This window comes from Brevibacterium sp. 'Marine' (assembly GCF_012844365.1).
In the GTDB taxonomy this organism is placed as follows: Bacteria; Actinomycetota; Actinomycetes; order Actinomycetales; family Brevibacteriaceae; genus Brevibacterium.
Window position 1 is genome coordinate 3,024,480 of sequence record NZ_CP051626.1, and the last position, 25,512, is coordinate 3,049,991.

Genomic DNA, 25,512 nt, shown 5'->3' on the forward strand with positions numbered 1-25,512 from the left:
GCTCCTTGGGCGGTGGGGAACTTGATAATCTTGGCGTCATGACTGACTTAAGCGATCCTACCGCCGCCGCGCACGCCGCGGCCACGACCATCAACGCCAACGCGGGCATCGAATCACATGACATCGCGCTCGTCCTCGGCTCCGGTTGGGGCGGGGCGGCGGACCTCCTCGGCGAAACCGTTGCCGAGATCTCCGCGGCCGAGGTCCCCGGATTCCACGCTCCGGCCGTCGAAGGCCACGGTGCGACCCTGCGCACGGTGCGCATCGAGGCCAGCGGCAAGCATGCGCTCGTCCTCGGATCGCGCACCCACTACTACGAAGGCAAGGGGGTCCGCGCAGTCGCTCACGGTGTGCGCACCGCGGCTGCGGCCGGCTGCTCCTCGCTCGTGCTGACGAACGGGTGCGGCGGCCTCAACCGCAATTGGGCACCCGGCACCCCGGTGCTCATCTCCGATCACATCAACCTCACCGGGACCTCCCCGATCGAAGGCGCGAACTTCGTCGATCTCACCGATCTGTACTCCCCGCGCATGCGCACCATCGCCAAGGAAATCGACCCGACGCTCGACGAAGGCGTGTACGCGCAGTTCCGCGGACCGCACTACGAGACCCCCGCCGAGGTGCGCATGGCCGGGATCCTCGGTGCCGACCTCGTGGGCATGTCGACGACGTTGGAGGCCATCGCCGCACGTCAGGCCGGGCTCGAACTCATGGGCATCTCCCTGGTGACGAACCTCGCCGCCGGCATCCAGGAGACCCCGCTCTCCCACGCCGAAGTCATCGAAGCCGGAGCCGCAGCGGCCCCGCGCATCTCTCGCCTGCTCGCCGACATCGTCGCGAAGCTCTGAGACGGCCCGCCCGACTCCGCACTCCCCCAACCCGCCACCGCGAACACGCAAAGGACTCATATGACCCGCGTAGCCGATCGCTTCAGACATGGATTCGACGCCGAGGTGGTCCGCGCCTGGATCGCCGATGACCCCGATCCGCAGACGGCCACCACCTTGGAGCACATCCTCGCCGAGGCCGAGAGCGGCGACGAGGCGGCGATCGCCGACCTCGAGGACCGATTCTCGGGTCCCCTCGTCTTCGGCACCGCCGGCCTGCGCGGTGAGATCGCAGCCGGCCCGAACCGGATGAACCGGGCCGTCGTCATCCGTGCCGCCGCCGGTTTGGCTGCGTTCCTCTCAGACACTGTCGGTGAGGGATTCCGTGTCGTCATCGGCTGCGATGCCCGGTACAAGTCCGCGGAGTTCGCTCGCGACACCGCCGCCGTCATCACCGCCGCCGGCGGGGTCGCGATCCAACTGCCCGACCAGCTGCCGACCCCGCTGCTGGCGTTCGCGCTGTCAAAGCGGGGAGCGGACGCCGGAGTCATGGTCACGGCCAGCCACAATCCGCCGGCCGACAACGGGTACAAGGTCTACCTGGGACAGCGTCCGCTGCAGGCCATCGAATCCGATCCTGCTGCCGCCCTTGCCGGTGCCGGAGCGCAGATCGTCAGCCCGGCAGATGCGCTGATCGCCGAGAAGATCGCCGCAGTCGAATCCGTGGCCTCGGTGGCACGAGCCGAGTCAGGGTGGGAGCACCTCGACGAGTCGATCGTCGAGGAGTACCTGTCTCGCATCGATGATCTGAGGGTGCGGGCCGAAGCGGATCTGTCGATCGTGCTCACCTCACTGCACGGTGTCGGTGCCGGAGTCGCCGAGGCGGCGCTGACCCGCACCGGGTTCACCGACGTTCATCCCGTGGCTTCCCAGCAGGCACCGGATCCGGACTTTCCGACCGTGTCGTTCCCGAATCCCGAGGAGGCCGGGGCTCTCGACGAGTCCTTCGCGCTGGCCCGTGAGGTCGGCGCCGAGCTCATCATCGCCAACGATCCGGACGCCGACCGGTTCTCCGCGGCCATTCCGGATGAGTCTGCCGCGACCGGTTACCGGCAATTGTCCGGCGACGAGGTGGGGCTCCTCCTCGGTGAGGATGCCGCTGGTCGGCTTGAGGAAAGCGGGTCGCATGGTGCCGTCTTCGCGAACTCGATCGTGTCCTCCCGTGGGCTGGCCGCCGCTGCCGCCAGCCACGGGTTCGCCGCGGTGAACACGCTCACCGGTTTCAAATGGATCTCCCGAGTTCCCAACCTTGTCTTCGGCTATGAAGAGGCGCTCGGCTACTGCGTCGATCCGGCTGTGGTCCGTGACAAGGACGGCATTTCGGCGGCCGTGACCTTCGCGGCTCTGGCATCCCGACTGAAGGCCGAGGGATCGAGCATCGAGGCCGAACTCGATCGGATCCGCAATCGCGACGGATACTTCGCCACCGCTCCTCTGTCTTTCCGCCTCGACGATGTCTCCCTCATCGCCACGGCGATGGCGAAGCTGCGTGAGAATCCTCCGGCCACGCTGGCCGGCTCCCCCGTCGCCGAGGTCCACGACCTCTCCGCCGGGTATGAGGGGCTGCCTCCGACCGACGGAATCCTGCTGCTCTCGGAGTCGAACTCGCGGGTCATCGTGCGTCCTTCGGGCACCGAACCGAAGCTCAAGTGCTATCTCGAAGTCGTCGCCGACCCCTCCGAGCTCCAGGCTGCGGCCGATGCCGATGCCCGTGCGGCCGCCAGCGCAGGAGTGCGTCTGCCGGCCGCCTCGGCGAGTGCCTCCCTCAAACCGGCCCTCAAGGAACGCTTGACCTCGCTGAGCACCGAACTCAAAACCTTCTTCGCCCTCTGACCCCCAATTACTACCTGACGGCGGCCCAGCAACCTCGCGCGAGGTTGCTGGGCCGCCGTCAGGTAGTAATTAGAGGGAGTTGAGGATTGCGGCGCTGCCGGAGAGGCCCAGACGGGACGCGCCGGCGGCGATCATCTCCTCGGCGGCTTCGGCGGTGCGGATTCCGCCGGAGGCCTTCACTCCCAGGCGGTCACCCACGGTCTCGCGCATCAGCGACACAGCATGAGCGCTGGCGCCTCCGGCCGGGTGGAATCCGGTCGAGGTCTTGACGAACCCGGCTCCAGCGGCCTCGGCGCGACGGCAGGCCTCGACGATCTGCTCATCGCCCAGCGCCGCCGACTCGATGATGACCTTGACGAGGGCATCCCCGCTGGCCTCGACGACACCGCGGATATCGGCTTCGAGCCCGTCGAAGTCTCCGGCGACGGCCTGTCCGATGTTGATGACCATGTCGACTTCGGCGGCACCGTCGGCGACTGCCTGAGCAGCCTCGGCGGCCTTGATCTCCGGCTTCACCTGGCCGGAGGGGAACCCGACGACGGTGGCCACGACGAGCTCACCCGGATCGGTGATCGGCAGCATGGACGGCGACACGCAGATTGCGAGTACGCCCAGCTCCTTCGCCTCCGCCACGAGGGCATAGACGTCGGCGGGGGTCGCTTCGGGCTTGAGCAGGGTGTGGTCGATGATCGCGGCGACATCGGTGCGGCTGGTCATGGGTTCCTCCAAGGTCAGTAGTGCCGTCAGTGGTGCAGTTTCTCGGGCTGTGGTTCCAGAGTAGTGAGGTCGGCGGCCGCGCAGTAGGCCCGCCGGTGTGTGATCGAACTCAGGTGATCGTGTCGAAGACGATCGACTCCGGCACCGAGGCGGCGTCCCCGCCGATCTCGACCGCGCCCTCCAGGGCCTCGATCGCCCGGTCGAACCGTTCCGGGGTGGCCGTGTGCAGTGTCATGAGCGGCTGTCCGGCCGTGACCGTGTCCCCGGGTTTGGCGTGGAGTTCAATTCCGGCCACATCCTGCACCGGGTCTTCCTTCCGCGCCCGCCCGGCACCCAACCTCCACGAGGCGACTCCCACCGAGAGCGCATCGAGTGAGGTGAGCACCCCGGAATCGGTCGCGGTGACGACTTCGGTGTGCTCGGCCACGGGCAGAGCGGCGTCCGGGTCGCCGTGTTGGGCGCGGATCATCTGCTTCCACTTGTCCATGGCCCGCCCGTCGTTCAGGGCGGCGCGGACGTCGACATCGGTCTTGCCCGCCAGGCGCAGCATCTCCTCGGCCAGGGCCACGGTGAGGTCGACGACGTCGGCGGGTCCGCCACCGGCCAGGACCTCGACGGATTCGCGGACCTCGAGGGCATTGCCGACGGTCAGCCCCAAGGGCGTGGACATATCGGTCAGCAGCGCCGAGGTGTTCACTCCGGCGGCCTTGCCGAGCTCGACCATCGTCTCGGCGAGCGTGCGGGCCTTCGTCAGATCCTTCATGAACGCACCGGAGCCGACCTTGACGTCGAGGACGAGCCCGGAGGTGCCCTCGGCGATCTTCTTCGACATGATCGAGGAGGCGATGAGCGGAATGCAGTCGACGGTCGAGGTGATGTCGCGCAGTGCGTAGAGCTTCTTGTCCGCCGGAGCCAGACCGGATCCCGCCGCGCAGATGACGGCGCCGACGTCGTCAAGCTGTGCGACGATCGCCTCGTTGCTCAGTCCCGCCTGCCACCCGGGAATCGATTCGAGTTTGTCCAAGGTGCCGCCGGTGTGGCCGAGACCGCGGCCGGAGAGCTGCGGGACGGCCACGTCGAAGACGGCGACGAGCGGGGCCAGGGGCAGGGTGATCTTGTCGCCGACTCCCCCGGTCGAATGCTTGTCCGACGTCGGTCGGGTCAGCGACGAGAAGTCCATGCGCTCACCGGAGTCGATCATCGCCTGCGTCCAGTGGGCGATCTCAACCGGTGCCATGTCGTTGATGAAGATCGCCATGGCCAGGGCCGCCATCTGTTCGTCGGCGACGGCGCCGCGGGTGTAGGCGTCGATGACCCAGTCGATCTGCTCCTTGCTCAGGGCCCGGCCATCGCGTTTGGCGGCGATGACGTCGACGGTGTCGAATGCTTCTACGCTCACGGTCTCAATCCTTCGTTGTCGTCGAAATCTTCGTTGTCGGCTCGGTCGTCGCCCTCAAGGCCCTGCGGTCTCGTTCCGGCCACGACCGCCTCGGCGAGGGGACGATCGGTCAGTGCTTGGCCGTATGGTCGCTGCGCTCGGCGCTCAGGTGATCGGGGCCGAACGCCTCGGGCAGGACCACGGACATCGGCGCACGTCCGCTGGGCATGTTGATGACGAGGTCGTTGCCGCCGTGTTCGAACAGCAGCTGCCGGCACCGTCCGCAGGGAACGAGGGTGTTGCCCTGCCCGTCCACACAGTCGAAGGCGACGAGGCGGCCGCCGCCGGTCATGAACATCTCGGAGACGAGCGAGCACTCCGCGCACAGAGTCACCCCGAACGAGGCGTTCTCGATATTGCAGCCGCCGACGATGCGACCGTCGTCGACGAGACCGGCCGCTCCGACAGGGTAGTTCGAATAAGGCACATAGGCCTTCGTCATCGCCCGCTTCGCTTCGGCCCGCAGCAGCTCCCACGTGCCCTCGCTGAGGTCCTCGGGGGCGACCGGGGTGGGTTCCTCGCTCCATGCCGGGTCGGTCGGGTGAGGTTCGGGGACAGTCATGGGGAGACCTCTTCCTTCGGGTGGTGACTGTGGGGTGCTCGAGGGGTCGTGCCGGTTCGTCGGGGACGGTGGCTGACCGATCCGTCGCCGAGGCGGGACTCACTTCACGTAGGGCACACCTTCCGCGGCGGGCGGGCGGACCCGACCGACGAAGCCGGCGACGGCGAAGACGGTGACGATGTAGGGCAGCATGAGCAGCAGCTCGTTGGCCACCGGGGTGCCGATGGACTGCAGAGTGTTGCCGAGGCTCTTGGAGAAGCCGAACAGCAGGGCCGCCAGCAGCGCACCCTTCGGGTTCCATTTGCCCAGGATCATCGCGGCCAGGGCGATATAGCCCTGTCCGGCCGACATCTCCTTGCCGAAGGCCAGTCCGGAGCCGACGGTGAAGAAGGCACCGCCGAGACCGGCGATGGCACCGGCGAGCAGGGTGTTGCGCACGCGGGTGAAGTTGACCTTGATGCCGACGGTGTCCGCGGCCTTCGGGTGCTCACCGACGGCGCGCATCCGCAGTCCCCACTTCGATCGGAAGACGAAGATCTGCAGGGCGATGACGACGACGTACATGATGTAGACGAGGATGTTCTGGTCGAACAGCACCCGTCCGAGCACCGGAATGTCCGACAGCAGCGGGATCGGCAGATTCGGCAGCTTCTGCCGGGAGTTCCACAGTCCCGGGTCCTGGGTGAGCACCGTCGAGTACAGGAAGCTCGTGATGCCGACGACGAGGACGTTGAGGACGACGCCGATGATGATCTGGTTGACCCAGTACTTCACCGCGAAGAAGGTGAGCACCACGGCGACGAGCGCTCCGGCGATGGGGGCGGCGAGCAGGCCCGCGTACGGGTTCTTCACCACCGAGGCGACGACCGCGGCGAGGAAGGCGCCGGCCAGCAGCTGGCCTTCGATGGCGATGTTGATGATGCCCGACCGTTCTCCCACGAGTCCGCACATGGCGCCGAAGATCAGCGGCACGGACAGTGCCAGGGCACCGGCGAGCAGCGTGGTCAGCGGGATCACGCCGCCGGATCCGCCGCCTGCCCAGGCGAGGAAGGACAGCACGAAGATGACGCCGAAGAGCATCGGGAACCAGGAGCCCGTGTCGATGCGCTTGATCGCCACATAGATCGACACGGCGGCCATGATGACGAGCAGGATGCCCAGCGTCAGCCCCGCCGCAGTCGAAGACACGGCGAAGTCGGGGATGGCGAAGAAGTCTCCGCCGGTGGCCACGCGGAAGGTCGTCTCTCCGTCACGGCCGATGAGGCCGAAGAAGATGAGCGAGACCAGCGCCAGGATCGTATAGACGATCGGGAACTTCCAGGCGATCGGCGCAAGCGCCTTGACCTGGGTCGAAGGTGTCTTATCCATGGTCTGAGCGGTCATCTCAGTCCTCCTTCCGCTTGAGCACCGGTGTGGGCAACCGGAAGATCGACCTCACCAAGGGCGGGGCCGCGATGAGCAGCACGATGACGGACTGGACGACGAGGACGATGTCGATCGGCGTACCGGTCTGGGACTGCATGAGGTAGCCGCCGGCCTTGAACGCACCGAAGAGCAGACCGGCGAGGAACGTCCCCAGCGGTTTCGACCGTCCCAGCAGGGCGACGGTGATCGCGTCGAAGCCGATCGACCCGCTGATGCCGCCGGTGAGTTTGTATTCGGTGCCGAGCACCTGGGCGGCACCGCCGAGTCCGGCCAGGGCGCCGGCGACGATCATGACCGTCACAGTCACCTTGGACACGGAGATGCCGGCGGTCCGGGCCGCGTGCGGGTTCGCACCGACGGCCTTGAACTCGAAGCCGATCGTCGACCGCTCGAGCAGCCACCACACGAAGATCGTGGCGAGGATGGCGATGATGAAGCCGAAGTGGAGGCGGAACGGCGCAGGCAGCAGCAGGAACATCTGCGCGGAGTCATCGATGACACGTGACTGCGGGTTGGCCGAGCTCGTGTGCGTGAACCAGTTCTGCTTGAGCAGGTAGCCCAGTGCATAGCCGGCGATCGAGTTGAGCATGATCGTCACGATGACCTCGTTGGCGCCGGTGCGCGCCTTGAGCACGCCGGCGATGCCGGCCCAGATCGCACCGCCGATGATGCCGCCGACGACGGCGACGAGCATGTGGACGACGGGAGGCAGCGGCAGCGCATAGCCGAGGAATCCGGCGATGGTCGCGCCGAGGATGACCTGGCCCTGACCGCCGATGTTGAACAGACCGCAGCGGAAGGCCAGGGCGATGCCGAGACCGGTGAGGATGAGCGGGGTGCCCGAGACCATCGACTCGGTCAGGGGCCGGATGGCGCGTTCGGTGGTGCGTGCTTCCCAGTCGAAGACCGCCCCGCGGAACAGCGCCGAATAGGCGTTGCCGACGGTCTGGAACAGCGTGGCGAAGAAATCGCCGGGAGCGGCGAAGAAGTTCTCGGCCGCCGCGACGACCTCAGCGTTCGACACGGCGATGAGGACGCCGCCGAACAGGAGGGCGAGCACGATCGCCAGCAGCGAGACGAGCCAGGATCCCGACATGATCTGCTGCAGCAGGGTCTGTTCCTTGCCGTCTGCGGCCTCGGACTCCGGCGGCGGCGCCGCCGAAGGAGCCGCCGGTGAGGTATCAGTCGTCATTTGGTCTCCTCCGCCGAGGTGGTGGCTGAGTCGTCGTCGTCCGCCGGGGTGGCGGTGGATGCGGAATCCGCCGAGGTGGCGGCCGGTTCCGCATCGTCTGCCGGGTTCGCGGCTCCATCGGTGCTCGTGCTGCCGGCCGTGGCTTCGAGGGCTTCGTCGGCGGGAACGCCGGCCATCATCAGGCCCAGTGCCTCACGAGAGGTCTCGGGTCCCACGATGCCGACGATGCGTCCGGCGTACATCACGGCGATGCGATCGGCGAGGCCGTAGACCTCGTCGAGTTCGGTCGAGACGATGATGCAGGGAGTTCCGGAATCGCGTTCGGCGATGACGCGCTTGTGCACGAACTCGATCGATCCGACGTCGAGTCCGCGAGTGGGCTGGCTGGCGATGAACAGTCGCAGGTCACGACCGAGCTCGCGGGAGAGCACCACCTTCTGCTGGTTGCCTCCCGACAGGGTCGCGATCGGGTCGACCACGCTGCCGAGGCGGATGTCGAACTCGTCGACCTTCTTCTTCGCCTCCTCCGTGATGACCTTCGGTTTGAGATTGAGGCCCTTGGCATAGGGCTCACGGTCGTAGACGTCGAGGATCATGTTCTCGCGGATGGCGAACTCCGCGATGATGCCGTCGGTCGACCGATCCTCGGGAACGAATCCGATGCCGGCACCGAGGCGGCCCTTCACCGACTTCCCGATGAGGTCTTTGCCGTCGAGGGTGATCGAGCCCAGGCGGGGTTCGGTCACGCCGATGATCGTCTCGGCCAGTTCGGTCTGCCCGTTGCCCTGGACACCGGCGACGGCGAGGATCTCCCCCCGACGGACGTCGAAGGACACGTCGTCGACGACGACGTTCTCGGCCTTGTCGACGACGGTGAGTCCGCGGACCTGGAAGGTGGCGTCGCCCGGATCGGCGGCGTCCTTCTCGGTCGTCAGGGACACGGCGCGGCCGACCATCTGGCTGGCCAGTTCGGTCTCGGTCGAGTCCGGGGAGGCCTCGCCGACGATCTTGCCGCGGCGGATGACGGTGATCGCGTCGGCGATCGCGCGGACTTCGCGGAGTTTGTGGGTGATGAACACGATCGAAGTGCCCTGCTCCTTGAGCTGGCGCATGATCGAGATGAGTTCGTCGGTCTCCTGCGGGGTCAGCACGGCCGTGGGCTCGTCGAGGATGAGGATCTCGGCGTCCCGGGACAGGGCCTTGATGATCTCCACCCGCTGCTGGGCGCCGACCGGCAGGTCCTCGATGAGGGCGTCGGGGTCGATGTTGAAGTTGAAGCGCGACGAGATCTCCTTGACCTTCTTCCGCGCCTCGTTGATGTCGAGGAGTCCGAGGCTCTTCGTCGGTTCGTAGCCCAGCGCCACGGATTCGGCGACGGTGAACACGGGCACGAGCATGAAGTGCTGGTGGACCATGCCGATTCCCGCGGCCACGGCATCGCCCGGGCCGGAGAACTTCACCGGCTCGTCGTCGATGAGGATCTCTCCCCCATCGGCGTCGTAGAGTCCGTAGAGGACGTTCATCATGGTGGATTTGCCGGCGCCGTTCTCACCGAGCAGGGCGTGGATCTCGCCCGGCTGGATGGTGAGATCGATGTGGTCATTGGCCACGAACGATCCGAACACCTTGGTCATCCCGCGAAGCTCGAGTTTCACTGCTTCCGGTTCTCCTCACAAACTTGAAAACTGCAGGGCCGAAAGAACTCGGCCCTGCAGTTTAACCGACGAGCTTACTTCGGTGTGCTCTCCGACTCGACGACGAGGCTGCCGTCGATGATCTGCTTCTTCAGCTCCTCGACGTCCTTCTTCACGTCTTCGGGAACCTTGTCCTCGAAGTCGTGGTACGGAGCGAGGCCCACGCCTTCGTTCTCGAGCGTGCCGACGTAGGGCTCATTGGAGAAGTTGTCCTCGGTGCCTTCCTTGATGGTGTCTTCGACGGCCTGCGAGATCTGCTTGACCACCGAGGTGAGGATGATGTCGCCGTATTCGGTCGACTCGTAGCCATCGGAGTCGACCCACACGAGGTTGACGTCGCCGGCTTCCTTCGCCGCCGCTGCGGCACCGAGGCCGACGGGTCCGGCCACGGGCATGATGACGTCGGCGCCCTGCGAGATGAGCTGCTTGGTCAGCTCCTGACCCTGTCCCTGGTTCTCGAAGTCACCGGAGAACGAGCCGTCCTGCTTCTCCTTGTTCCAGCCCAGCAGCTTGACGTCCTTCTTGTTGTCCTCGTTGAACTTGTCCACGCCGTCGGCGAAGCCGTCCATGAAGATCGTCACCGACGGAATCTGGATGCCGCCGAAGGTGCCGACCTTGCCCGACTCCGAGGTCGCGGCCGCAACATAGCCGGCCAGGTACGCGGCCTCGGCGGTGTTGAAGACGACTGCCTTGGCGTTGTCGATCGTCACCGGCTTGCCGTCGGCGTCGGAGAATGTGGAGTCGATGAGCGCGAAGTTGAGGTCCGGGTTCGCTTCGGCGGCTTCCTGGATCGTGTCCTCGAGGAGGAATCCGACGCCGAAGGTGAGGTTGCAGCCCTGCTGCACCATGTTGTCGACGTTCGGCCCGAAGTCCGCGTCGCCCTGCGATTCGGCGAGCTTCTCTTCGATTCCCAGGTTCTTCTTCGCGTTCTCCATGCCCTCCCGACCGGACTGGTTGAAGGACTGGTCGTCCCAACCGCCGGAGTCGGAGACCATGCAGGCGAGGTAATCCGAACCGGATTCGCCTCCTTCGCCTGAACCGCAGGCCGAGAGGACGAGGGCGGATGCGGCGATCATCGACACCGCTGAAGCGAGCTTCTTCACGTTTTCTCTTTTCTGATACAGACAGTGCACACGGATGAGGGCCCTGTCTGCCCCTACCGAAAATGTGAAACCACTGGACGAACTGTCATATTTTGATGAGTTTCGGTCAGTCTAATGCAATGAAGTCGTTTCAGCGGCTCCGCTAGCACCTCAATCACGGACACCGATATGAAAAAGAAATATTCCGTCACGGACGGCCGATTTCGGTCCGCAATGCGAACTCGCAGACCTCCATCTTTGAGACAGTCGACCGTGGCGCGGAGACAGCCGACCGACGCAGGATCGGACACTCCGCGGGCGCATAGAGGCAGACACCCGGCGGGAGCAGGGGCCCGCCCATCGTGAACTAGGCTAGGGAGCGCTATGGCACATCTCCTCGGGGCAGAAGCCCTCCACCTCGAATACCCCACGCGCGTCGTCTTCGACTCGGTCACCCTCGGTGTCGAGTCCGGTGACATGATCGGCATCGTCGGCCGCAACGGCGACGGCAAGTCGAGTCTGCTCGGCATGCTCGCCGGCACCATCGAACCCGATTCCGGACGCGTGACCTATCGCGGCGGTCTGCGTCTGGGAATGCTCGGCCAGCGCGATGACCTCGATGACGAAGCGACCGTGGGCTTCTCCGTCGTCGGCGATGCCGCCGATCACGAATGGGCCGCCGATCCGCAGGCCCGTGACATCATCTCCGGTCTCATCGCCGATCTCGATTGGGATGCGCAGATCTCCTCGCTCTCCGGTGGTCAGCGCCGCCGAGTGGCTCTGGCTGCGCTGCTCATCGGCGATTGGGACATGCTCATCCTCGACGAGCCGACGAACCATCTCGACGTCGACGGCATCGCGTGGTTGGCGAAGCATGTGCGCGGCCGGTGGCCGAAGAACGCCGGAGCCCTGCTCCTGGTCACCCACGACCGGTGGTTCCTCGACGAGGTGTGCACGAAGACCTGGGAGGTCCACGACCGCATCGTCGAGCCCTTCGAAGGCGGTTATGCCGCGTACGTCCTCCAACGCGTCGAACGCGACCGGATCGCGGCCGCCACCGAGGCGAAGCGACAGAATCTCATGCGCAAGGAACTCGCGTGGCTGCGACGCGGCGCTCCCGCCCGAACGTCGAAGCCGAAGTTCCGCATCGAGGCGGCCAACCAGCTCATCGCCGACGTGCCCGAGGTCCGCAATCCGATCGAGCTGAAGAAGATGGCCACGGCCCGCCTGGGCAAGGACGTCGTCGATCTGCTCGACGTGTCCAAGCACTTCGGTGAGACGACGATCCTCGACGATGTCACCTGGCGCATCGGTCCCGGCGAACGCACCGGCATCCTCGGCCCCAACGGCGCCGGAAAGTCGACCCTGCTGGGTCTGATCTCGGGAGAGATCGACCCCGATGCCGGACGGGTCAAGCGCGGCAAGACCGTGCAGATCGGTGTGCTCGATCAGCAGTTCAAGGATCTGGCCCGCATCGCCGACTCCCGTGTCCGCGAGGTTCTCGCCGAGTCGAAGACCTCGTTCACCATCGAAGGCAAGGACTTCACTCCGGCCCAGCTGCTCGAACGGCTCGGCTTCGCGAAGGAGCATCTGTCCGCCAGGGTCAAGGAGCTCTCCGGCGGGCAGAAGCGCCGACTTCAGCTTCTGCTGCTGCTCATGGCCGAACCCAATGTCATCATCCTCGACGAGCCGACGAACGACGTCGACTCCGACATGCTCGCGGCGATGGAGGATCTCCTCGATTCCTGGCCGGGCACTCTCATCGTCGTCTCCCACGACCGGTACCTGTTGGAGCGGGTCACCGATCAGCAGTACGCGATCCTCGACAACGGTCTGCGCCATGTTCCCGGCGGTGTCGAAGAGTATCTGCGGCTGCGTGCCGAACAGGAACGTCGCGGCGCTGCCGGTTCGAACAGGGCTTCCGGCGGTTCGAACGGGGCCGCGACGGGATCCGGCGGGGACGGTTCCGGTGGGGCCGCCTCGGCGAGCGAGGGATCCTCATCGGCTCCGAAACTGTCCGGTGCGGAAGCACGAGCGGCGAAGAAGGAAGTGTCCGCGATCGAACGGCGGATGGACAAGCTGAACACTCAGATCGCGCAGAAGCACGAGGAGATGGCCGCCCACGACCAGACCGACTTCGAAGGACTGGCCGAGCTCACGGCAGCGATCCGTCAGTCCCAGGACGAACTCGACGAGCTCGAGATGCGCTGGCTCGAAGCGTCCGAGGCGCTGGAAGCCTGAGGGTTCGAGGCGACGAACGACGATAACGCCGGACGACGGACCAGTCGAAGCCGAGGAGACGACGATGATCGACGAAGCGCAGATGCGAGAGCGGCTCGAGGATGAGCGGGCGGAGACGCAGGCGCTCATCGGCCGCCTGACCCAAGGTATCGACGAGGTCTCGGCCGCCCGCGACGGTGACAACAGCGACGACGAACACGATCCGGAAGGGGCGACGCTGGCCTTCGAACGGTCGCAGGCCGCGACCCTGCTCGAACAGTCCGAGGGCCGCCTCGATGAGATCGCCGAGGCATTCGACCGCCTCGCCGCGGGCACGTTCGGAACCTGCATCGACTGCGGCAGACCCATCGCGGAGGCGCGGCTGGAGGCCCGCCCCTACGCGGCGACGTGCGTGGACTGCGCCGCCCGCGGCTAGTCGTCTCCATCCCCGGTCGCACACGCGGGGCCAGCGTCCCACATGACCGGGCGACCACCTCGGCGATGGTGTGATCTTTCCCCAAAGCCTGCCGGGTGCGGTAGTGTATCGGCGTGTCAACACGGGACTATCGCATCGACCGCGCCAAGGGAATACTGATCTTCCTGGTGGTTTTGGGCCACCTTCTCGCTCGAACCTCTCCGTGGGAGTCGCCGATCCTGGGCGCACCGATGTACTTCATCTACATGTTCCACATGCCGGCGTTCGTCTTCCTCGCCGGAATCACGGCGAAGTCGAACAAGCTGGCCGAGCGGGTGCTCACCTACTTCGTTCTCCTCGCCACGGTGCTGCCGCTCATGTGGGGGTGGATGTGGATCTTCGGGCTCAATCCCGACTACGACTTCCTCAGACCGTTCTGGTACACGTGGTTCCTGCTGTCGATGGCGTGGTGGATGATCACGGTCCCCTTCATCGAGCGCTTCCCACGCACGATGCTCGTCGCCTCGCTCGTCGTCGGGCTCTTCGGCGGACTGCTGCCGATCCTCGACACCGAACTCTCCGCGGCTCGGACGATGGCGTTCTGGCCGTTCTTCGTCATCGGCAAGCTCTACGGCAAGCAGATCATCGGCTGGGCGGGCAGCCTTGCGATCTGGCAGAAACTCGGCCTCAGCGTCGCCGCACTCGCAGCAGTCGGATACTTCTACCTCGACCAGGTCGATCACAACTGGCTCTACGGCAGCCTCAACTTCGCCCACTTCGGCGTCAGCGTTCCCGAAGGCGTGGGCCTGCGTCTCATCGTCGACCTCGGAGCGGTGCTGCTGACATTGGCGCTGCTGACCTGGCTGTCGAACACGAAGGACACGCTCGCCACGATCGGCAAGCACAGCCTGGCTGTATACATTCTCCACGGCTTCGTCGTCCGCGGCCTGCAGCCGGTCCTCGACGACAGCCGCACCGTCCTCCACGACGCCGTCGTCCTCCTCATCTGCGTGGCCCTGGCCGTGGTGTGGACGGGCGTGCTGTCCTGGGGGCCCTTCGAACGCGCCCTGCGCTGGTGGTCGTCGACCGTCACGGGCCTGCTGCTCAAACCGTTCCCGTTCCTGCGACCGGAGGATTCCGACCGGCGCGGCGGGCGAGGTCGCGGAGAGCGAGGTCGCGGAGAGCGAGGTCGCGGCGGACGTGGTCGCCGTGGAGACGCCGGCTACCCCGGCGACGCTCATCACCCCGGCAACTCCTACAGCGAGGGCGACGGACCGGACCGGCAGGGACTCGGCCTGCAGCCGCTGCCCGGAGTCGGCTACCAGCACTCCCCCGGCTACGAACAGCAGCCGGGCCAGCAGCAGTCCTTCGCCTCGCCGGCACCGGCTGCGGGCGAGCCGTACCCGCTGCCGGGTTCGCACGAGGTTCCGCAGAACAACGCCACCTACGAAACCACTCAGGAAGTTCCCGCCGGAGCCGCCCAACGGGCAATGCGCTACCGTCGCCTGCCGGTCTACCTCAGCGGCGACGACCGCTGACGCTCGGGCCGCACCCGCGGTTCCTGCCCCCGACCGAGCCGAATCCGTCTTCGGGACCTCGGGCCGTCTCGGCGAAGGTTGTGTCCTTTCATGGCGATCGGCGACGATTTATGTCGATGTGACGGACGTCGCTGCGCCGATCGATGGTGTGATACCCAGGTTCGGGCCGCTCGCCCGGGCTCGACCACATCATCGAATCGGAGAGCAACCATGACCGCGACCAACGCACTGACCCAACGCCTCGATGCCGGCCCCGTGATCTGCGCGGAAGGCTTCCTGTTCGAGCTCGAGAAACGCGGATACCTGTCCGCAGGCGAGTTCGTCCCCGAGGTGGCCCTCGAATTCCCCGATGCCCTGCGCTCCCTCCACGTCGACTTCCAGCGGGCCGGCTCCGACATCGTCGAGGCCTTCACCTACAACGGCCACCGCGAGAAGATGCGCGTGATCGGCAAGGAGGATCTGCTCGAGCCGCTCAACCGCGCCGCCCTGCAGATCGCCCGGTCCGTCGCCGACGCGAAGCCCGGGAACTTCATGGCCGGCAACATCTCGAACTCGAACATCTGGGACCCTGCCGATGAGTCCAAGCAGGCCGAAGTGCGGGCCATGTTCGCCGAAATGGTCGGCTGGGCGGTCGAGGAAGGTGCCGACCTCATCATCGGCGAGACCTTCTACTTCGCCGGTGAGGCCATCGCTGCCGCCGAGATCGCCAAGGCCAGCGGCCTGCCCGTCGTACTCACACTGGCGCCGATGGCCTTCCAGGAGATGGCCGACGGGGTCGGGATCGTCGAGACCGCGCAGCGCCTCGAGCAGCTCGGCGTCGATGTCGTCGGCCTCAACTGCTTCCGCGGTCCCGCGACGATGCTGCCGTGGCTCAAGGAGATCCGAGCAGCCGTGTCCTGTCACGTCGGCGCCCTGCCGATCCCCTACCGCACCACGGAGGACGAGCCGACCTTCTTCAACCTCTCCGACCCCCGCGCCGAGGTGGCCTCCCCGCACGGGCGCACGTTCCCCACCGCCCTCGATCCCCTGCAGACCAACCGCTACGAGATCGGTGCGTTCGCGAAGGAGGCCTACGACCTGGGCGTCAACTACATCGGCGTGTGCTGCGGCGCCACCCCGATGCACATCCGCGAGGTCGCCGAGGCGGTCGGGCTGACCACAGAAGCCAGCCGGTTCTCCGAGAACATGGCCAACCACTTCATGTACGGCAGCAACGAACGGCTCGCCGACAACGTCGTCGCCCTCGGAGACTCCGCCTGACGCCCGTCCGTCTGCGGCTGGTGCGCGGCACTCACGCGTGCCGCGGGACCGCAGCCGACTTCCGCGCCCAGAGACGGGTGAGACTCGGGAGCATCGCTCACAGCTAGGCGAACGAGGGTGCCGAGCATCCCTCACCGTCAGGGCGACCACATACAGTCAGCGCCATAGCCCCTCGTTGCAACGGGAGGATATGGCGCTGACTGTATGTGCTGCGACTACCGGTAGGCAGTGACGCTGTCGGTGCGTGATGCTTCCCGGCGTTCCGCCTGTAGGCAGTGCCGGTTACGGTGCGCGATGCTTGGCGACCGCGCGGGATCGCCCGTGAGCGCTCAGGCTTCGGCGGTCACGCCGATCGAGTCGAGAGCGGCCTCGAGGCGAGCGATCGTGCCGTCGATGTCGCCGAGCTTGTCGAGACCGAACAGGCCGATGCGGAAACTCGAGAAATCCTCGGGCTCATCGCACTGCAGCGGCACGCCGGCGGCGATCTGCACGCCGACCTCCTTGAAGCCGGCGCCGGTGGCGAGCTGCGGGTTGTCGGTGTGGACGACGACCACGCTCGGCGAGGCGAACTCGTCCGACGCCACCGAGGGCAGTCCACGAGCGGCGAAGACCGCGCGCACGCGCTGTCCGAGCTCGGCCTGCGCGGCGGCGAGCTTGTCGAAGCCGCGCTCCTCGCTCTCGGCCATGAGCTTGGCGTTGTGCGCCAGAGCGTCGGTGGGCATCGTCGCATGGTACGGCGCACGACCGGCTTCGTATTCGTCGGCGATGAACAGCCACTTCTTCAGATCCATCGCGAAGCTCGTCGACGTCGTCGCCTCGACGGCGGCACGGCCGGCCTTGCTGAGCATGACGTATCCGGCGCACGGCGATCCGCTCCAGCCCTTCTGAGGGGCGGAGATGAGCACATCGACACCGAGATCGGTCATCGATGCCCACACCGCACCCGAGGCGATGCAGTCGAGAACGAAGATTCCGCCGACCGAATGCACGGCCTCGGAAACCTGGCGGACGTAGTCATCGGGCAGGACCATTCCCGAGGCGGTTTCGACGTGGGGAGCGAACACGACAGCGGGCTTCTCGCGCTCGATGGCGGCGACCACCTCGGCGATGGGAGCCGGTGACCACGGCGACTGGTGCTCGGCGCTGTCCGGGGAGGCCTTGAGCACGGTCGTCTCCGAGGCGATGGCTCCGGCATCGAGGATCTGCGACCAGCGGAAGGAGAACAGACCGTTGCGCACGATCAGCGCCTTCTTGCCGGTGGCCACCTGGCGGGCCACGGATTCCATGGCGTAGCTGCCGCCGCCGGGGACGATGGCTGCGGAATCGGCATCGTAGGCCGAGCGCAGGATCCGGTTGATCTCCTGCATCACGGACACGAATCGCTGCGACATATGGTTGAGCGATCGGTCGGTGAAGACCACCGAGTATTCGAGCAGGCCGTCTGGGTCAACATCTTCGTGTGGCAAAGTCATGGCTCTAACATATCGACAGTCCGACATCCGGGCCACCACAGTCGATGAGTGAGATCAGTTCGACCGACACCGAGGCGGCCCCGTCGTTCCGGTCGACTGTCACCGAGGCGGCCGACCGTTCGGAGCTCGATCGGCTCAGAGCTCGACTTCGCTGCGATCCCCCGACCACAGGGTGTGGAAGGTCCCGGGACGGTCGGTGCGCGCATAGGTGTGCGAACCGAAGCGGTCGCGCTGGGCCTGGATGAGAGCGGCGCTGCCCGCCTCGGAGCGCAGTCCGTCGAAGTAGGACAACGTCGAGGCCAGTCCGGGGACGGCGATGCCGCCACCGATAGCCTGGACGACCGTCGAACGCAGGGATTCCTGGCAGCCCTCGGCAACCTCGCGGACGAACTCGGCAGCCAGCAGGATCTCTGGAGGGGCCGGGGAATCGAAGGCCCCGACGATGCGATCGAGCAGTCGGGCCCGGATGATGCATCCGGCCCGCCAGATCCCAGCGAGGCGCCCGAGGTCGATGTCCCAGCCGTGTTCGGCAGCCCCGGCAGAGATCTCGTGGAAGCCCTGCACGTAGGCCATGACCTTGCCGAGCAGCAGCGCCCGACCGATCTCGTCGATGCGAGCCGTCCGCTCGTGGCCGGGCAGCGACGACGGTTCCGCGCCGGGACGGGGACCGGCCAGCCGGAGCCCCTGAGCGCGCAGATCGAGCGCGGATGACAGCGACCGGGAGAAGACCGCCTCGGCGATGGTGGGCACCGGAACCCCGAGATCCAGCCCGACCTGCGCTGTCCACGCACCCGTGCCCTTGGCCTTCGCCGCATCGGCGACGATATCGACGAACGGCCGGCCCGTCGCCTCGTCGACGTGGGCGAGGACGTCGGCGGTGATCTCGATGAGGTAGGACTCGAGCTCTCCGGTGTTCCAGTCGGCGAAGACCTCGGCGATCTCGGCCGGCGTCATCCCCAGGCCGTCGCGCAGGAGGGCGAAGGCCTCGCTGATGAGCTGCATATCGGCGTATTCGATGCCGTTGTGGACCATCTTGACGAAATGCCCGGCCCCGTCGGTGCCGATGTGGTCGACGCAGGCCTCATCTCCGGCCCGTGCCGCGATGGGTTCGAGCAGGGGGCGCAGACGCTGCCATGCGGTCTCCGATCCGCCGACCATGAGGGAAGGTCCGAGCAGAGCGCCGACCTCTCCCCCGGAGATGCCGACCCCGGCGAACTCGATGCCGGTGCCCTCGAGTCGGACCCCACGGTCGATCGTGTCCCGGAAGTGGGAATTGCCGCCGTCGACGATGATGTCACCCGGTGCGAACGCCTCGGCGAGGTCGCCGATCGCCGAATCCGTGGCTCTTCCGGCGTTGACCATGAGGATCGCCACCCGCGGTTCGGCGAGCTTCGCGGCCAGGTCGGCCGGGTCGGAGGCGACGATGAAATCGGCCTCGGGGAAGTCCTGCGCCAGGCTCTGGGCGCGTTCGACGTCCCGGTCGTAGACGGCCACACGGTGGCCGGACTGACGGGCGAGATTGCGGGCGAGATTCGATCCCATCACACCGGTTCCGATCACTGCGACATCGGCCTTCATGAGCATTCCTCTTCCCTGTGATCTGCAGTGTTGACAGTCGCTTCCTGCCAGCACTACGGTGCAATAAATCTGTTTTAATAACTGATTGTAGATATTTCTTCATATTTTATCGAGAGGTTTCGGTTATGGGTCACAGCCCTTTCCTTCCACCGCTCGTCATCATGGGTGTCTCGGGAACCGGCAAAACCGTCCTCGGCGCGCAGGTGGCGCACGCCCTCGACCGTCGATTCGTCGACGCCGACGATCTGCACTCCGCGGCGAACAAAGCGAAGATGGGCTCCGGGGTGCCGCTCACGGATGAGGATCGGGCCCCCTGGCTCGACAGTGTCGCACTCGAAGCCGCCCGCACCCCGGCTCCCGTCATCGCCTGCTCCGCACTCAAGCGCACCTACCGTGACCTGCTGCGCAGGTCCGCACCCGAGCTCGTCTTCATCCACCTCGACGGTCCTCGAGAGGTCATCGCCGACCATCTGGCCCGCCGCGACCATGAGTTCATGTCCCCCGACCTGCTCGACTCGCAGCTGGCCACCCTCGAACCGCTCGCTGCCGAGGAAGCTCACGCCACCGTCGACGTCGACCAGTCGATCCCCGATGTCCTGGGTGCGATCCTCGCATCCGTGAAGCGGATGAGCGCATGATCACCCCGTCCACCGTCCGTCCATCCACCTGACCTCAAGGAAGAGGAACAATGACCGAACTCGAACTGGCCTGGACTCTGTCGACCCCGGCCCTGCTGGGTCTCGCAGCCGCGGCCATCGCCGTGCTGCTCCTGCTCATCATCAAGGCACGCGTCCATGCCTTCATCGCCCTCGTCATCGTCTCAGTGATCACGGCGCTGGCCGCCGGAATCATGCCCGGCGACCTCATCGACGTCCTCTACGACGGTTTCGGGTCGACCCTGGCCAGCGTGGCCCTGCTCGTGGGCCTCGGTGCGATGCTCGGGCGGATGCTCGAACTCTCCGGCGGCGCCGAGGTGCTCACCGATGCCCTCATCCGCCTCTTCGGTGAGAAGCGAGCACCGTTCGCCCTCGGTGTGACCTCACTGCTCTTCGGCTTCCCGATCTTCTTCGACGCCGGCCTCGTCGTCATGCTGCCGATCATCTTCACGATCGCGCGCCGCCTCGGTGGATCTCTGCTGCTCTACGCGATGCCCGCGGCCATGGCGTTCTCCGCCATGCACATCTTCGTGCCCCCGCACCCCGGCCCGGTCGCGGCCTCCGGACTGCTCGGCGCGAACGTCGGACTCGTCCTCATCTGCGGACTCGTCGTCGCCATCCCGGCCTGGTACCTCACCGGGTACCTGTTCGGGCTCATCATCGGCCGACGCATCGACGTCGCGGTCCCGTCGGTCCTCTCGGCAGGGAAGGACGACACCTATGCCGACTTCTCCTCGCGCCCGAAGCTCGGCCACGTCATCTTCCTCCTCGTCCTGCCGCTCGTGCTCATCTTCCTCAACACCGGGCTGAACTTCGCCGGTGAAGCCGAGTGGGTCGATGTCGAATCGGTGTTCATCAGCTCCCTGCGACTGCTCGGAGAGACCCCGATCGCCCTGCTCATCACCGTCATCATGGCCATGTGGCTGCTCGGCTGGAAGCAGAAGAAGGGCCAGTCGCTCATCGAGACCGTCGTCGACTCCGCGCTCGGCCCGGTGTGCTCGATCATCCTCATCACCGGCGCCGGCGGCATGTTCGGCGGAGTCCTGCGTGCCAGCGGCATCGGCGATTCGCTGGCCGAATCACTTGCCGCCCTCGGCCTGCCCGTCATCGTCGCCGGATTCGTCATCGCCGCGATCGTGCGCATCGCGCAGGGTTCGGCCACAGTGGCGCTGACGACCGCGGCGGCTCTCGTCCAGCCGATCGTCGTCGGCAACCCCGACTTCTCGAGCCTGCAGGTCGTCGCGATCGTGCTGTCGCTGGCGGCCGGTTCGGTCTTCGCCAGCCACGTCAACGACTCCGGCTTCTGGCTGGTCTCCCGCTTCTTCGGCATGGACACGAAGACGACGCTGAAGACCTGGACCGTTGCGGAGACGCTGCTGGGCACCGTCGGATTCCTGCTCAGCCTGGTCCTCTACGGAATCGTCAGCCTGTTCTAGGACAGGTTCTCGGCCGCACGGGCGCCTCGGACCAGTCGACGGGCGCCTCGGACCATGCGACGGGCCTCTCGAACCAGGCGTCGGTTTCGTCAGTGTCCGGTGTGCCGGGGTTCGTCGGCCCAGACGCTGCCCATCTCCGCATCGGCCTTGGCCACGATCTTCGCCATCGCGTCCTTCGCCCGGGCCGGGTCCTGCCCGCCGATGGCGTCGGCGACGTCGAAATGCCATTGCAGGGCATCCGGATGCGGGAACTTCGGCATCAGCCCCGCCCCGGTGCGCCCGGCGAGGATCTCACCGATGACGGTGTCGAAGGCGGCGAAGAGCTCGTTGCCGCCGGCGCCGAGCACCGTCCGGTGGAACGCCACATCGGCATCGAGGAACGCTTCGACATCGCCCTGTCTGCCCGTCGCCCTCATCCGGGCGGCCAGACCCATGATCTCCTCGGCGACGTCCGCCGGGGCATGCTGAGCGGCCAGTCCGGCCGCTTCGGGTTCGATGGCCACCCGCAGTTCGGTCAGCGATCGCAGCTGCCGCGCCGGAGTCTCGGTCATCCTCCAGCGGATGACGAGCGGGTCGAGCAGCATCCATTCGCTCATCGCGAGCACGACGAGACCGACTCGACGGATCGGCTGCAGCATTCCCAATGATTCGAGGACTCGCACGACTTCGCGCACCACCGACAGCGACACGTCGTAGCGGGCACGCAGATCCTCGGCCTTGATGATCGTTCCGGCGGCCAGCCGCCCGGCGACGATGTCCTGCCCGACCTGGTCGCGCAGCGTCTCATGGAGGTTGCTGCGGTTCTCCGGCCCCGATTTCGGACTGCCGGCCGCCTCGGCGGGGGCGCCGTTGCTCTCCCCCACGGTCAGCCGCCGTCCACAATGTGCGCTCCGGGGGCGGGCCCGGTGGTGCGCAGCGCTTCGTTGACGCCTCTCGTGGCCTGCAGGAGAACGGCGAGGTCAAGGGCATGGTGGGCATCGCGGGCGAGGAAGCCGATCGTCGGGCCTGACCCGCTGAGCAGGGGCAGGAGCGCTCCGGCGTCCCGGCCGGCCTCCATCACCTCGGCGATTTCGGGCATGAAGGACACAGCCGCCTCGGTGAGGTCGTTCGCCGCGGATTCCGCGAGCGTGTCCGGCTCACCGGCGGCGAGCGCCGTGAGCACCCGGTCGGGGACGGTCGCAGGCGCCGGGTCGGGGTTGAGTTCGTCGAAGCGGGCGTAGACGTCCGGGGTGGGCAGGGGCGACGCCGAGGTGGCCATCACCCAGTGGAAGGTTCCGCGGGTGAGCACGGGGCTCAGCTTCTCCCCGCGACCGTGGCCGATGGCCGTGCCCCCGCGCAGGAGGAACGCGACGTCGGCGCCGACGGCGACCGCGCACTCGTGGAGGATCGCCTCGTCGACGCCGCCGACGAGGTGGGCGGCTCCGACGAGGGCGGCGGCAGCGTCGGCCGATCCCCCACCCATTCCGCCGGCCACGGGAACCTGCTTGTCGATGACGATGTCGAGGTCACGCAGCACGGCGACGTCACGATCGTCTTCGAGTGCGGTGATGAGGAGGTCGACGGCGCGTCTGGCGAAGTTCGAATCATCGCGTGGGACCGCGGCATCCGCGTAGCGGCCCTGGATGATGATCGTCCGAGTTCCGCCCGGAATGAGGGTGAGGGTCTCGCCGAGGTTGAGCGCTTGGAACACGGTCGCGAGCTCGTGATATCCGTCGTTGACCGCGCCCACACCGAGGTGGATGTTGATCTTCCCCGGCGCCCACACTTTCACCGGGGCAGGGATCGTCATACGCGGGTGCAGCGGGACGGTCATGGTGAGGGATCCTCGGTGGGCGGGGCCGGTGCGGAGGCGTCATCGTCGACGGCCACGGCGGCGAGGCGTTCGAAGTCGGAGACGGTGAGGGCCTCGCCGCGGGTCTTCGGGTCGATTCCGGCCGCGATCAGCAGGTCTTCGGATTGCTGGGGGCTGCCGGCCCAGTCGGACAGGGCAGCGCGCAGGGTCTTGCGGCGCTGGGCGAAGGCTGAGTCGATGAGGGTGAAGAGGCGGCTGCGGGTCGCCGGGTCGCTGTCGGTGCGGGTGACGTCGATGCGCACGAGTCCGGAGTCGATGTTCGGGGCCGGCCAGAACACGTTCTTGCCGATCTTGCCCGCCAGCTGCACATCCCCGTACCACTGCGCTTTGACGCTGGGGACGCCGTAGGTGCGGGAGCCGGGCGCGGCGGCGAGCCGTTCGGCGACTTCGAGCTGGACCATGACGAGGACGGTCGTCAGGCTCGGGAAGGTCTCGAGGAAGTGCAGCAGCACGGGCACGGCCACGTTGTAGGGCAGGTTCGCCACGAGTGCGTCGGGGTGGTTCGCGGCATCGGGCCGATCGTCCACAGGTTCGGTCGTGTGCTGCGGCGCGGGCAGCGTCGTGACACGGAGGGCATCGGCGTTGACCAGGTGGAACGGGGCATCACTGCCGGCGAACCTGTCGACGGTGCTCGGCAGCTTCTGCGCGAGCAGGTCGTCGATCTCGACGGCGGTGACGGTGTGGCCGGCCTCGAGCAGGCCGAGGGTGAGCGAACCGAGACCCGGACCGATCTCGACGACGTTCGAGTTCTCCGCAAGTCCCGCGGCAGCGACGATCGACCGCACGGTATTGGGGTCGATGACGAAGTTCTGGCCCTTCTGCTTCGTCGGGCGCAGACCGATGTCGGCGGCTAGTTCGCGGATATCGCGGGCGGTCAGTAACGTCACAGCCAACAACTTACCGCACCACCCAGCCGTCACAATCACCTCGGCGGTCCGGCGGTTCGGCCGGGCCGCCTCGGCGAGGGAAGACCCCACCGCGCAGACGATAGGGTGAAGCCTATGGATCCGCAGACACTGACCGAACTGCTCGACGTCGCCGTCCTCGACCGTCTCGACCGCATCGAAGACCTCGCAGGCGATGAGCTCGCCCGGTCGACGGCCCTGCGGAAGGAGGGCTACTCCGCCGAGGTGACCGCGGCCCTGCTCACTCAGGCGCGGCTGCGGCAGGAGGCGGCAGCGAAGCTCGGCCCCTTCGCCGAGGATATGCTCTTCACCCGGGACGGGCTGGCCCAGGCCACGCGGCTGCCGGTCGCCGCTCATCACGCGCGTCGCCTCATCGGGGACGGGGCCGAGGGTGAGTCGTTCCGCATCGCCGATCTCGGATGCGGGATCGGCGCGGATTCGGTCGCCTTCGCCGGAATGGGCGCGCAGGTCTCGGCCGTCGACGCCGACGAGGTCACCGCCGCCATCGCCGCCTTCAACCTCCGTCATCTGCCCGATGCCGCCGTCGAACACGCTCGCGCCGAGGATGTCGACTTAGGCGGATTCGATGCCCTCTGGTTCGATCCGGCCCGGCGGACCGTCGGCAAGGCCGACAAACGCGGATCGACTGCCCGCATCACCGACCCCGAGGCGTTCTCCCCCTCACTGTCCTGGGTGATCGAGCAGGCGAGCGCGGCGAAGTCGGCCGGAGTGAAGCTCGGCCCGGCACTCGACCACGACCTCGTACCGGAAGGAGCCGAAGCCCAATGGGTCTCCCACAGCGGAGAGGTCGTCGAGGTCTGCCTCTACTTCGGTGAAGCTTGTCAGCGACCCGGCCGCGGGGCCCTCGTCATGGGCGACCGCACCCTCCTCGTCCACGAGGACAACCTGCCCGACGAGGACGAAGCGGACATCGGGGAACTCGGAAAGTATCTCCTCGAACCCGACGGCGCGATCGTGCGCGCCGGACTCGTCGCCGCCCTGTGCGCGCCGCTGCAGGCCCGCCGACTGCACCCGAAGATCGCGTATCTGACCACCGATGTCGCACCGAGCGGCCCGGCGTCGGCAGGTGTCACCGCCTACGAGGTCGTCGACGTTCTGCCCGCGAAGGTCCCAAGCCTGCGCAAGGAGCTCGTCTCCCGCGGAATCGGCTCGGTCGTGATCAAGAAACGCGGGGCCGACATCGTGCCCGACCAGGTCCGACGCCAACTCAAACTGCCCAAGGGCGACAAAGCCACACTCGTGTTCACCCGGCTCGGCGACAAGCACGTCGTCCTGCTCACCCAACCGGTGTGACCCTGCCCCAACTAGTGTGACCCCGTCCCAGGGCCC

21 protein-coding genes are annotated in these 25,512 nt (G+C 66.8%); 9 read left to right on the forward strand and 12 right to left on the reverse strand.

Features of this window, described 5'->3' with window-relative positions; genetic code table 11:
* The first annotated feature begins 38 nt into the window (after positions 1 to 38).
* Positions 39 to 848, forward strand: a complete 810-nt coding sequence (locus tag HF684_RS13605) for a purine-nucleoside phosphorylase (RefSeq protein ID WP_169252892.1) — start codon at positions 39 to 41, stop codon at positions 846 to 848.
* A gap of 60 nt (positions 849 to 908) precedes the next feature.
* Positions 909 to 2,720, forward strand: a complete 1,812-nt coding sequence (locus HF684_RS13610; protein ID WP_169252893.1) for a phospho-sugar mutase — start codon at positions 909 to 911, stop codon at positions 2,718 to 2,720.
* 69 nt (positions 2,721 to 2,789) lie between these two features.
* Here HF684_RS13610 and deoC read toward each other — a convergent pair whose 3' ends face one another.
* The 7 genes from deoC to HF684_RS13645 all read right to left on the reverse strand — a co-directional run bounded on the left by deoC (position 2,790) and on the right by HF684_RS13645 (position 10,851).
* Positions 2,790 to 3,437, reverse strand: coding sequence for a deoxyribose-phosphate aldolase (gene deoC, locus HF684_RS13615; protein ID WP_169252894.1), 648 nt, complete (start codon positions 3,435 to 3,437; stop codon positions 2,790 to 2,792).
* Positions 3,438 to 3,546: 109 nt separating this feature from the next.
* Positions 3,547 to 4,836, reverse strand: coding sequence for a thymidine phosphorylase (locus HF684_RS13620; RefSeq protein ID WP_169252895.1), 1,290 nt, complete (start codon positions 4,834 to 4,836; stop codon positions 3,547 to 3,549).
* Positions 4,837 to 4,945: 109 nt separating this feature from the next.
* Positions 4,946 to 5,437, reverse strand: coding sequence for a cytidine deaminase (locus tag HF684_RS13625; RefSeq protein ID WP_169252896.1), 492 nt, complete (start codon positions 5,435 to 5,437; stop codon positions 4,946 to 4,948).
* A gap of 99 nt (positions 5,438 to 5,536) precedes the next feature.
* On the reverse strand, positions 5,537 to 6,820 hold the full coding sequence (locus HF684_RS13630) for an ABC transporter permease (RefSeq protein WP_169252897.1): 1,284 nt from the start codon (positions 6,818 to 6,820) through the stop codon (positions 5,537 to 5,539).
* A 1-nt stretch (position 6,821) separates the two neighbouring features.
* Positions 6,822 to 8,054, reverse strand: coding sequence for an ABC transporter permease (locus tag HF684_RS13635; RefSeq protein ID WP_169252898.1), 1,233 nt, complete (start codon positions 8,052 to 8,054; stop codon positions 6,822 to 6,824).
* On the reverse strand, positions 8,051 to 9,709 hold the full coding sequence (locus tag HF684_RS13640; protein WP_169252899.1) for an ABC transporter ATP-binding protein: 1,659 nt from the start codon (positions 9,707 to 9,709) through the stop codon (positions 8,051 to 8,053). Before HF684_RS13640 ends, HF684_RS13635 begins: the two co-directional genes overlap by 4 nt.
* 74 nt (positions 9,710 to 9,783) lie before the next feature.
* On the reverse strand, positions 9,784 to 10,851 hold the full coding sequence (locus HF684_RS13645; protein WP_248278946.1) for a BMP family ABC transporter substrate-binding protein: 1,068 nt from the start codon (positions 10,849 to 10,851) through the stop codon (positions 9,784 to 9,786).
* A 363-nt stretch (positions 10,852 to 11,214) separates the two neighbouring features.
* Here HF684_RS13645 and HF684_RS13650 point away from each other — a divergent pair, with 363 nt between their 5' ends.
* From HF684_RS13650 to HF684_RS13665, 4 genes are all read left to right on the forward strand, one after another.
* Complete coding sequence (locus tag HF684_RS13650; RefSeq protein ID WP_169252900.1) at positions 11,215 to 13,071, forward strand: ABC-F family ATP-binding cassette domain-containing protein; 1,857 nt, start codon at positions 11,215 to 11,217, stop codon at positions 13,069 to 13,071.
* Positions 13,072 to 13,135: 64 nt separating this feature from the next.
* Positions 13,136 to 13,486: a TraR/DksA C4-type zinc finger protein gene (locus HF684_RS13655; RefSeq protein WP_169252901.1), complete on the forward strand. Its 351-nt coding sequence runs from the start codon at positions 13,136 to 13,138 to the stop codon at positions 13,484 to 13,486.
* A 113-nt stretch (positions 13,487 to 13,599) separates the two neighbouring features.
* Positions 13,600 to 15,003 (forward strand): acyltransferase family protein, encoded by a 1,404-nt coding sequence (locus HF684_RS13660; protein ID WP_211167998.1) that lies wholly within the window; start codon positions 13,600 to 13,602, stop codon positions 15,001 to 15,003.
* A 210-nt stretch (positions 15,004 to 15,213) separates the two neighbouring features.
* Positions 15,214 to 16,263, forward strand: a complete 1,050-nt coding sequence (locus HF684_RS13665) for a homocysteine S-methyltransferase family protein (RefSeq protein ID WP_169252902.1) — start codon at positions 15,214 to 15,216, stop codon at positions 16,261 to 16,263.
* Between the two features lie 329 nt (positions 16,264 to 16,592).
* Here HF684_RS13665 and HF684_RS13670 read toward each other — a convergent pair whose 3' ends face one another.
* A complete protein-coding gene (locus HF684_RS13670) occupies positions 16,593 to 17,735 on the reverse strand; it encodes an aminotransferase class V-fold PLP-dependent enzyme (RefSeq protein ID WP_169252903.1) in 1,143 nt (380 codons plus the stop codon).
* A gap of 135 nt (positions 17,736 to 17,870) precedes the next feature.
* Positions 17,871 to 19,313, reverse strand: coding sequence for an NADP-dependent phosphogluconate dehydrogenase (gene gndA / locus HF684_RS13675; RefSeq protein ID WP_169252904.1), 1,443 nt, complete (start codon positions 19,311 to 19,313; stop codon positions 17,871 to 17,873).
* 125 nt (positions 19,314 to 19,438) lie between these two features.
* Here gndA and HF684_RS13680 point away from each other — a divergent pair, with 125 nt between their 5' ends.
* Entirely contained in the window at positions 19,439 to 19,951 is a 513-nt protein-coding gene (locus tag HF684_RS13680; protein ID WP_025779484.1) for a gluconokinase, read from the forward strand.
* Positions 19,952 to 20,001: 50 nt separating this feature from the next.
* Positions 20,002 to 21,405: a GntP family permease gene (locus tag HF684_RS13685; protein WP_169252905.1), complete on the forward strand. Its 1,404-nt coding sequence runs from the start codon at positions 20,002 to 20,004 to the stop codon at positions 21,403 to 21,405.
* An 89-nt stretch (positions 21,406 to 21,494) separates the two neighbouring features.
* On the opposite strand, the gene HF684_RS13690 is transcribed toward HF684_RS13685, so the two are convergent.
* Genes HF684_RS13690 through rsmA form a run of 3 tightly spaced genes read right to left on the reverse strand, consistent with a single transcriptional unit; the run spans position 21,495 to position 24,144 of the window.
* Entirely contained in the window at positions 21,495 to 22,268 is a 774-nt protein-coding gene (locus HF684_RS13690) for an FCD domain-containing protein (RefSeq protein WP_169252906.1), read from the reverse strand.
* Positions 22,269 to 22,270: 2 nt separating this feature from the next.
* Positions 22,271 to 23,218: a 4-(cytidine 5'-diphospho)-2-C-methyl-D-erythritol kinase gene (locus HF684_RS13695; protein WP_248278947.1), complete on the reverse strand. Its 948-nt coding sequence runs from the start codon at positions 23,216 to 23,218 to the stop codon at positions 22,271 to 22,273.
* Positions 23,215 to 24,144 (reverse strand): 16S rRNA (adenine(1518)-N(6)/adenine(1519)-N(6))-dimethyltransferase RsmA, encoded by a 930-nt coding sequence (rsmA, locus tag HF684_RS13700; RefSeq protein WP_169252907.1) that lies wholly within the window; start codon positions 24,142 to 24,144, stop codon positions 23,215 to 23,217. Before rsmA ends, HF684_RS13695 begins: the two co-directional genes overlap by 4 nt.
* A gap of 114 nt (positions 24,145 to 24,258) precedes the next feature.
* On the opposite strand from rsmA, the gene HF684_RS13705 reads away from it, so the two are divergent.
* The gene (locus tag HF684_RS13705) at positions 24,259 to 25,476 is read left to right on the forward strand and encodes a class I SAM-dependent methyltransferase (RefSeq protein ID WP_169252908.1); all 1,218 of its coding nucleotides are present in this window, start codon (positions 24,259 to 24,261) and stop codon (positions 25,474 to 25,476) included.
* Positions 25,477 to 25,512 lie beyond the last annotated feature (36 nt).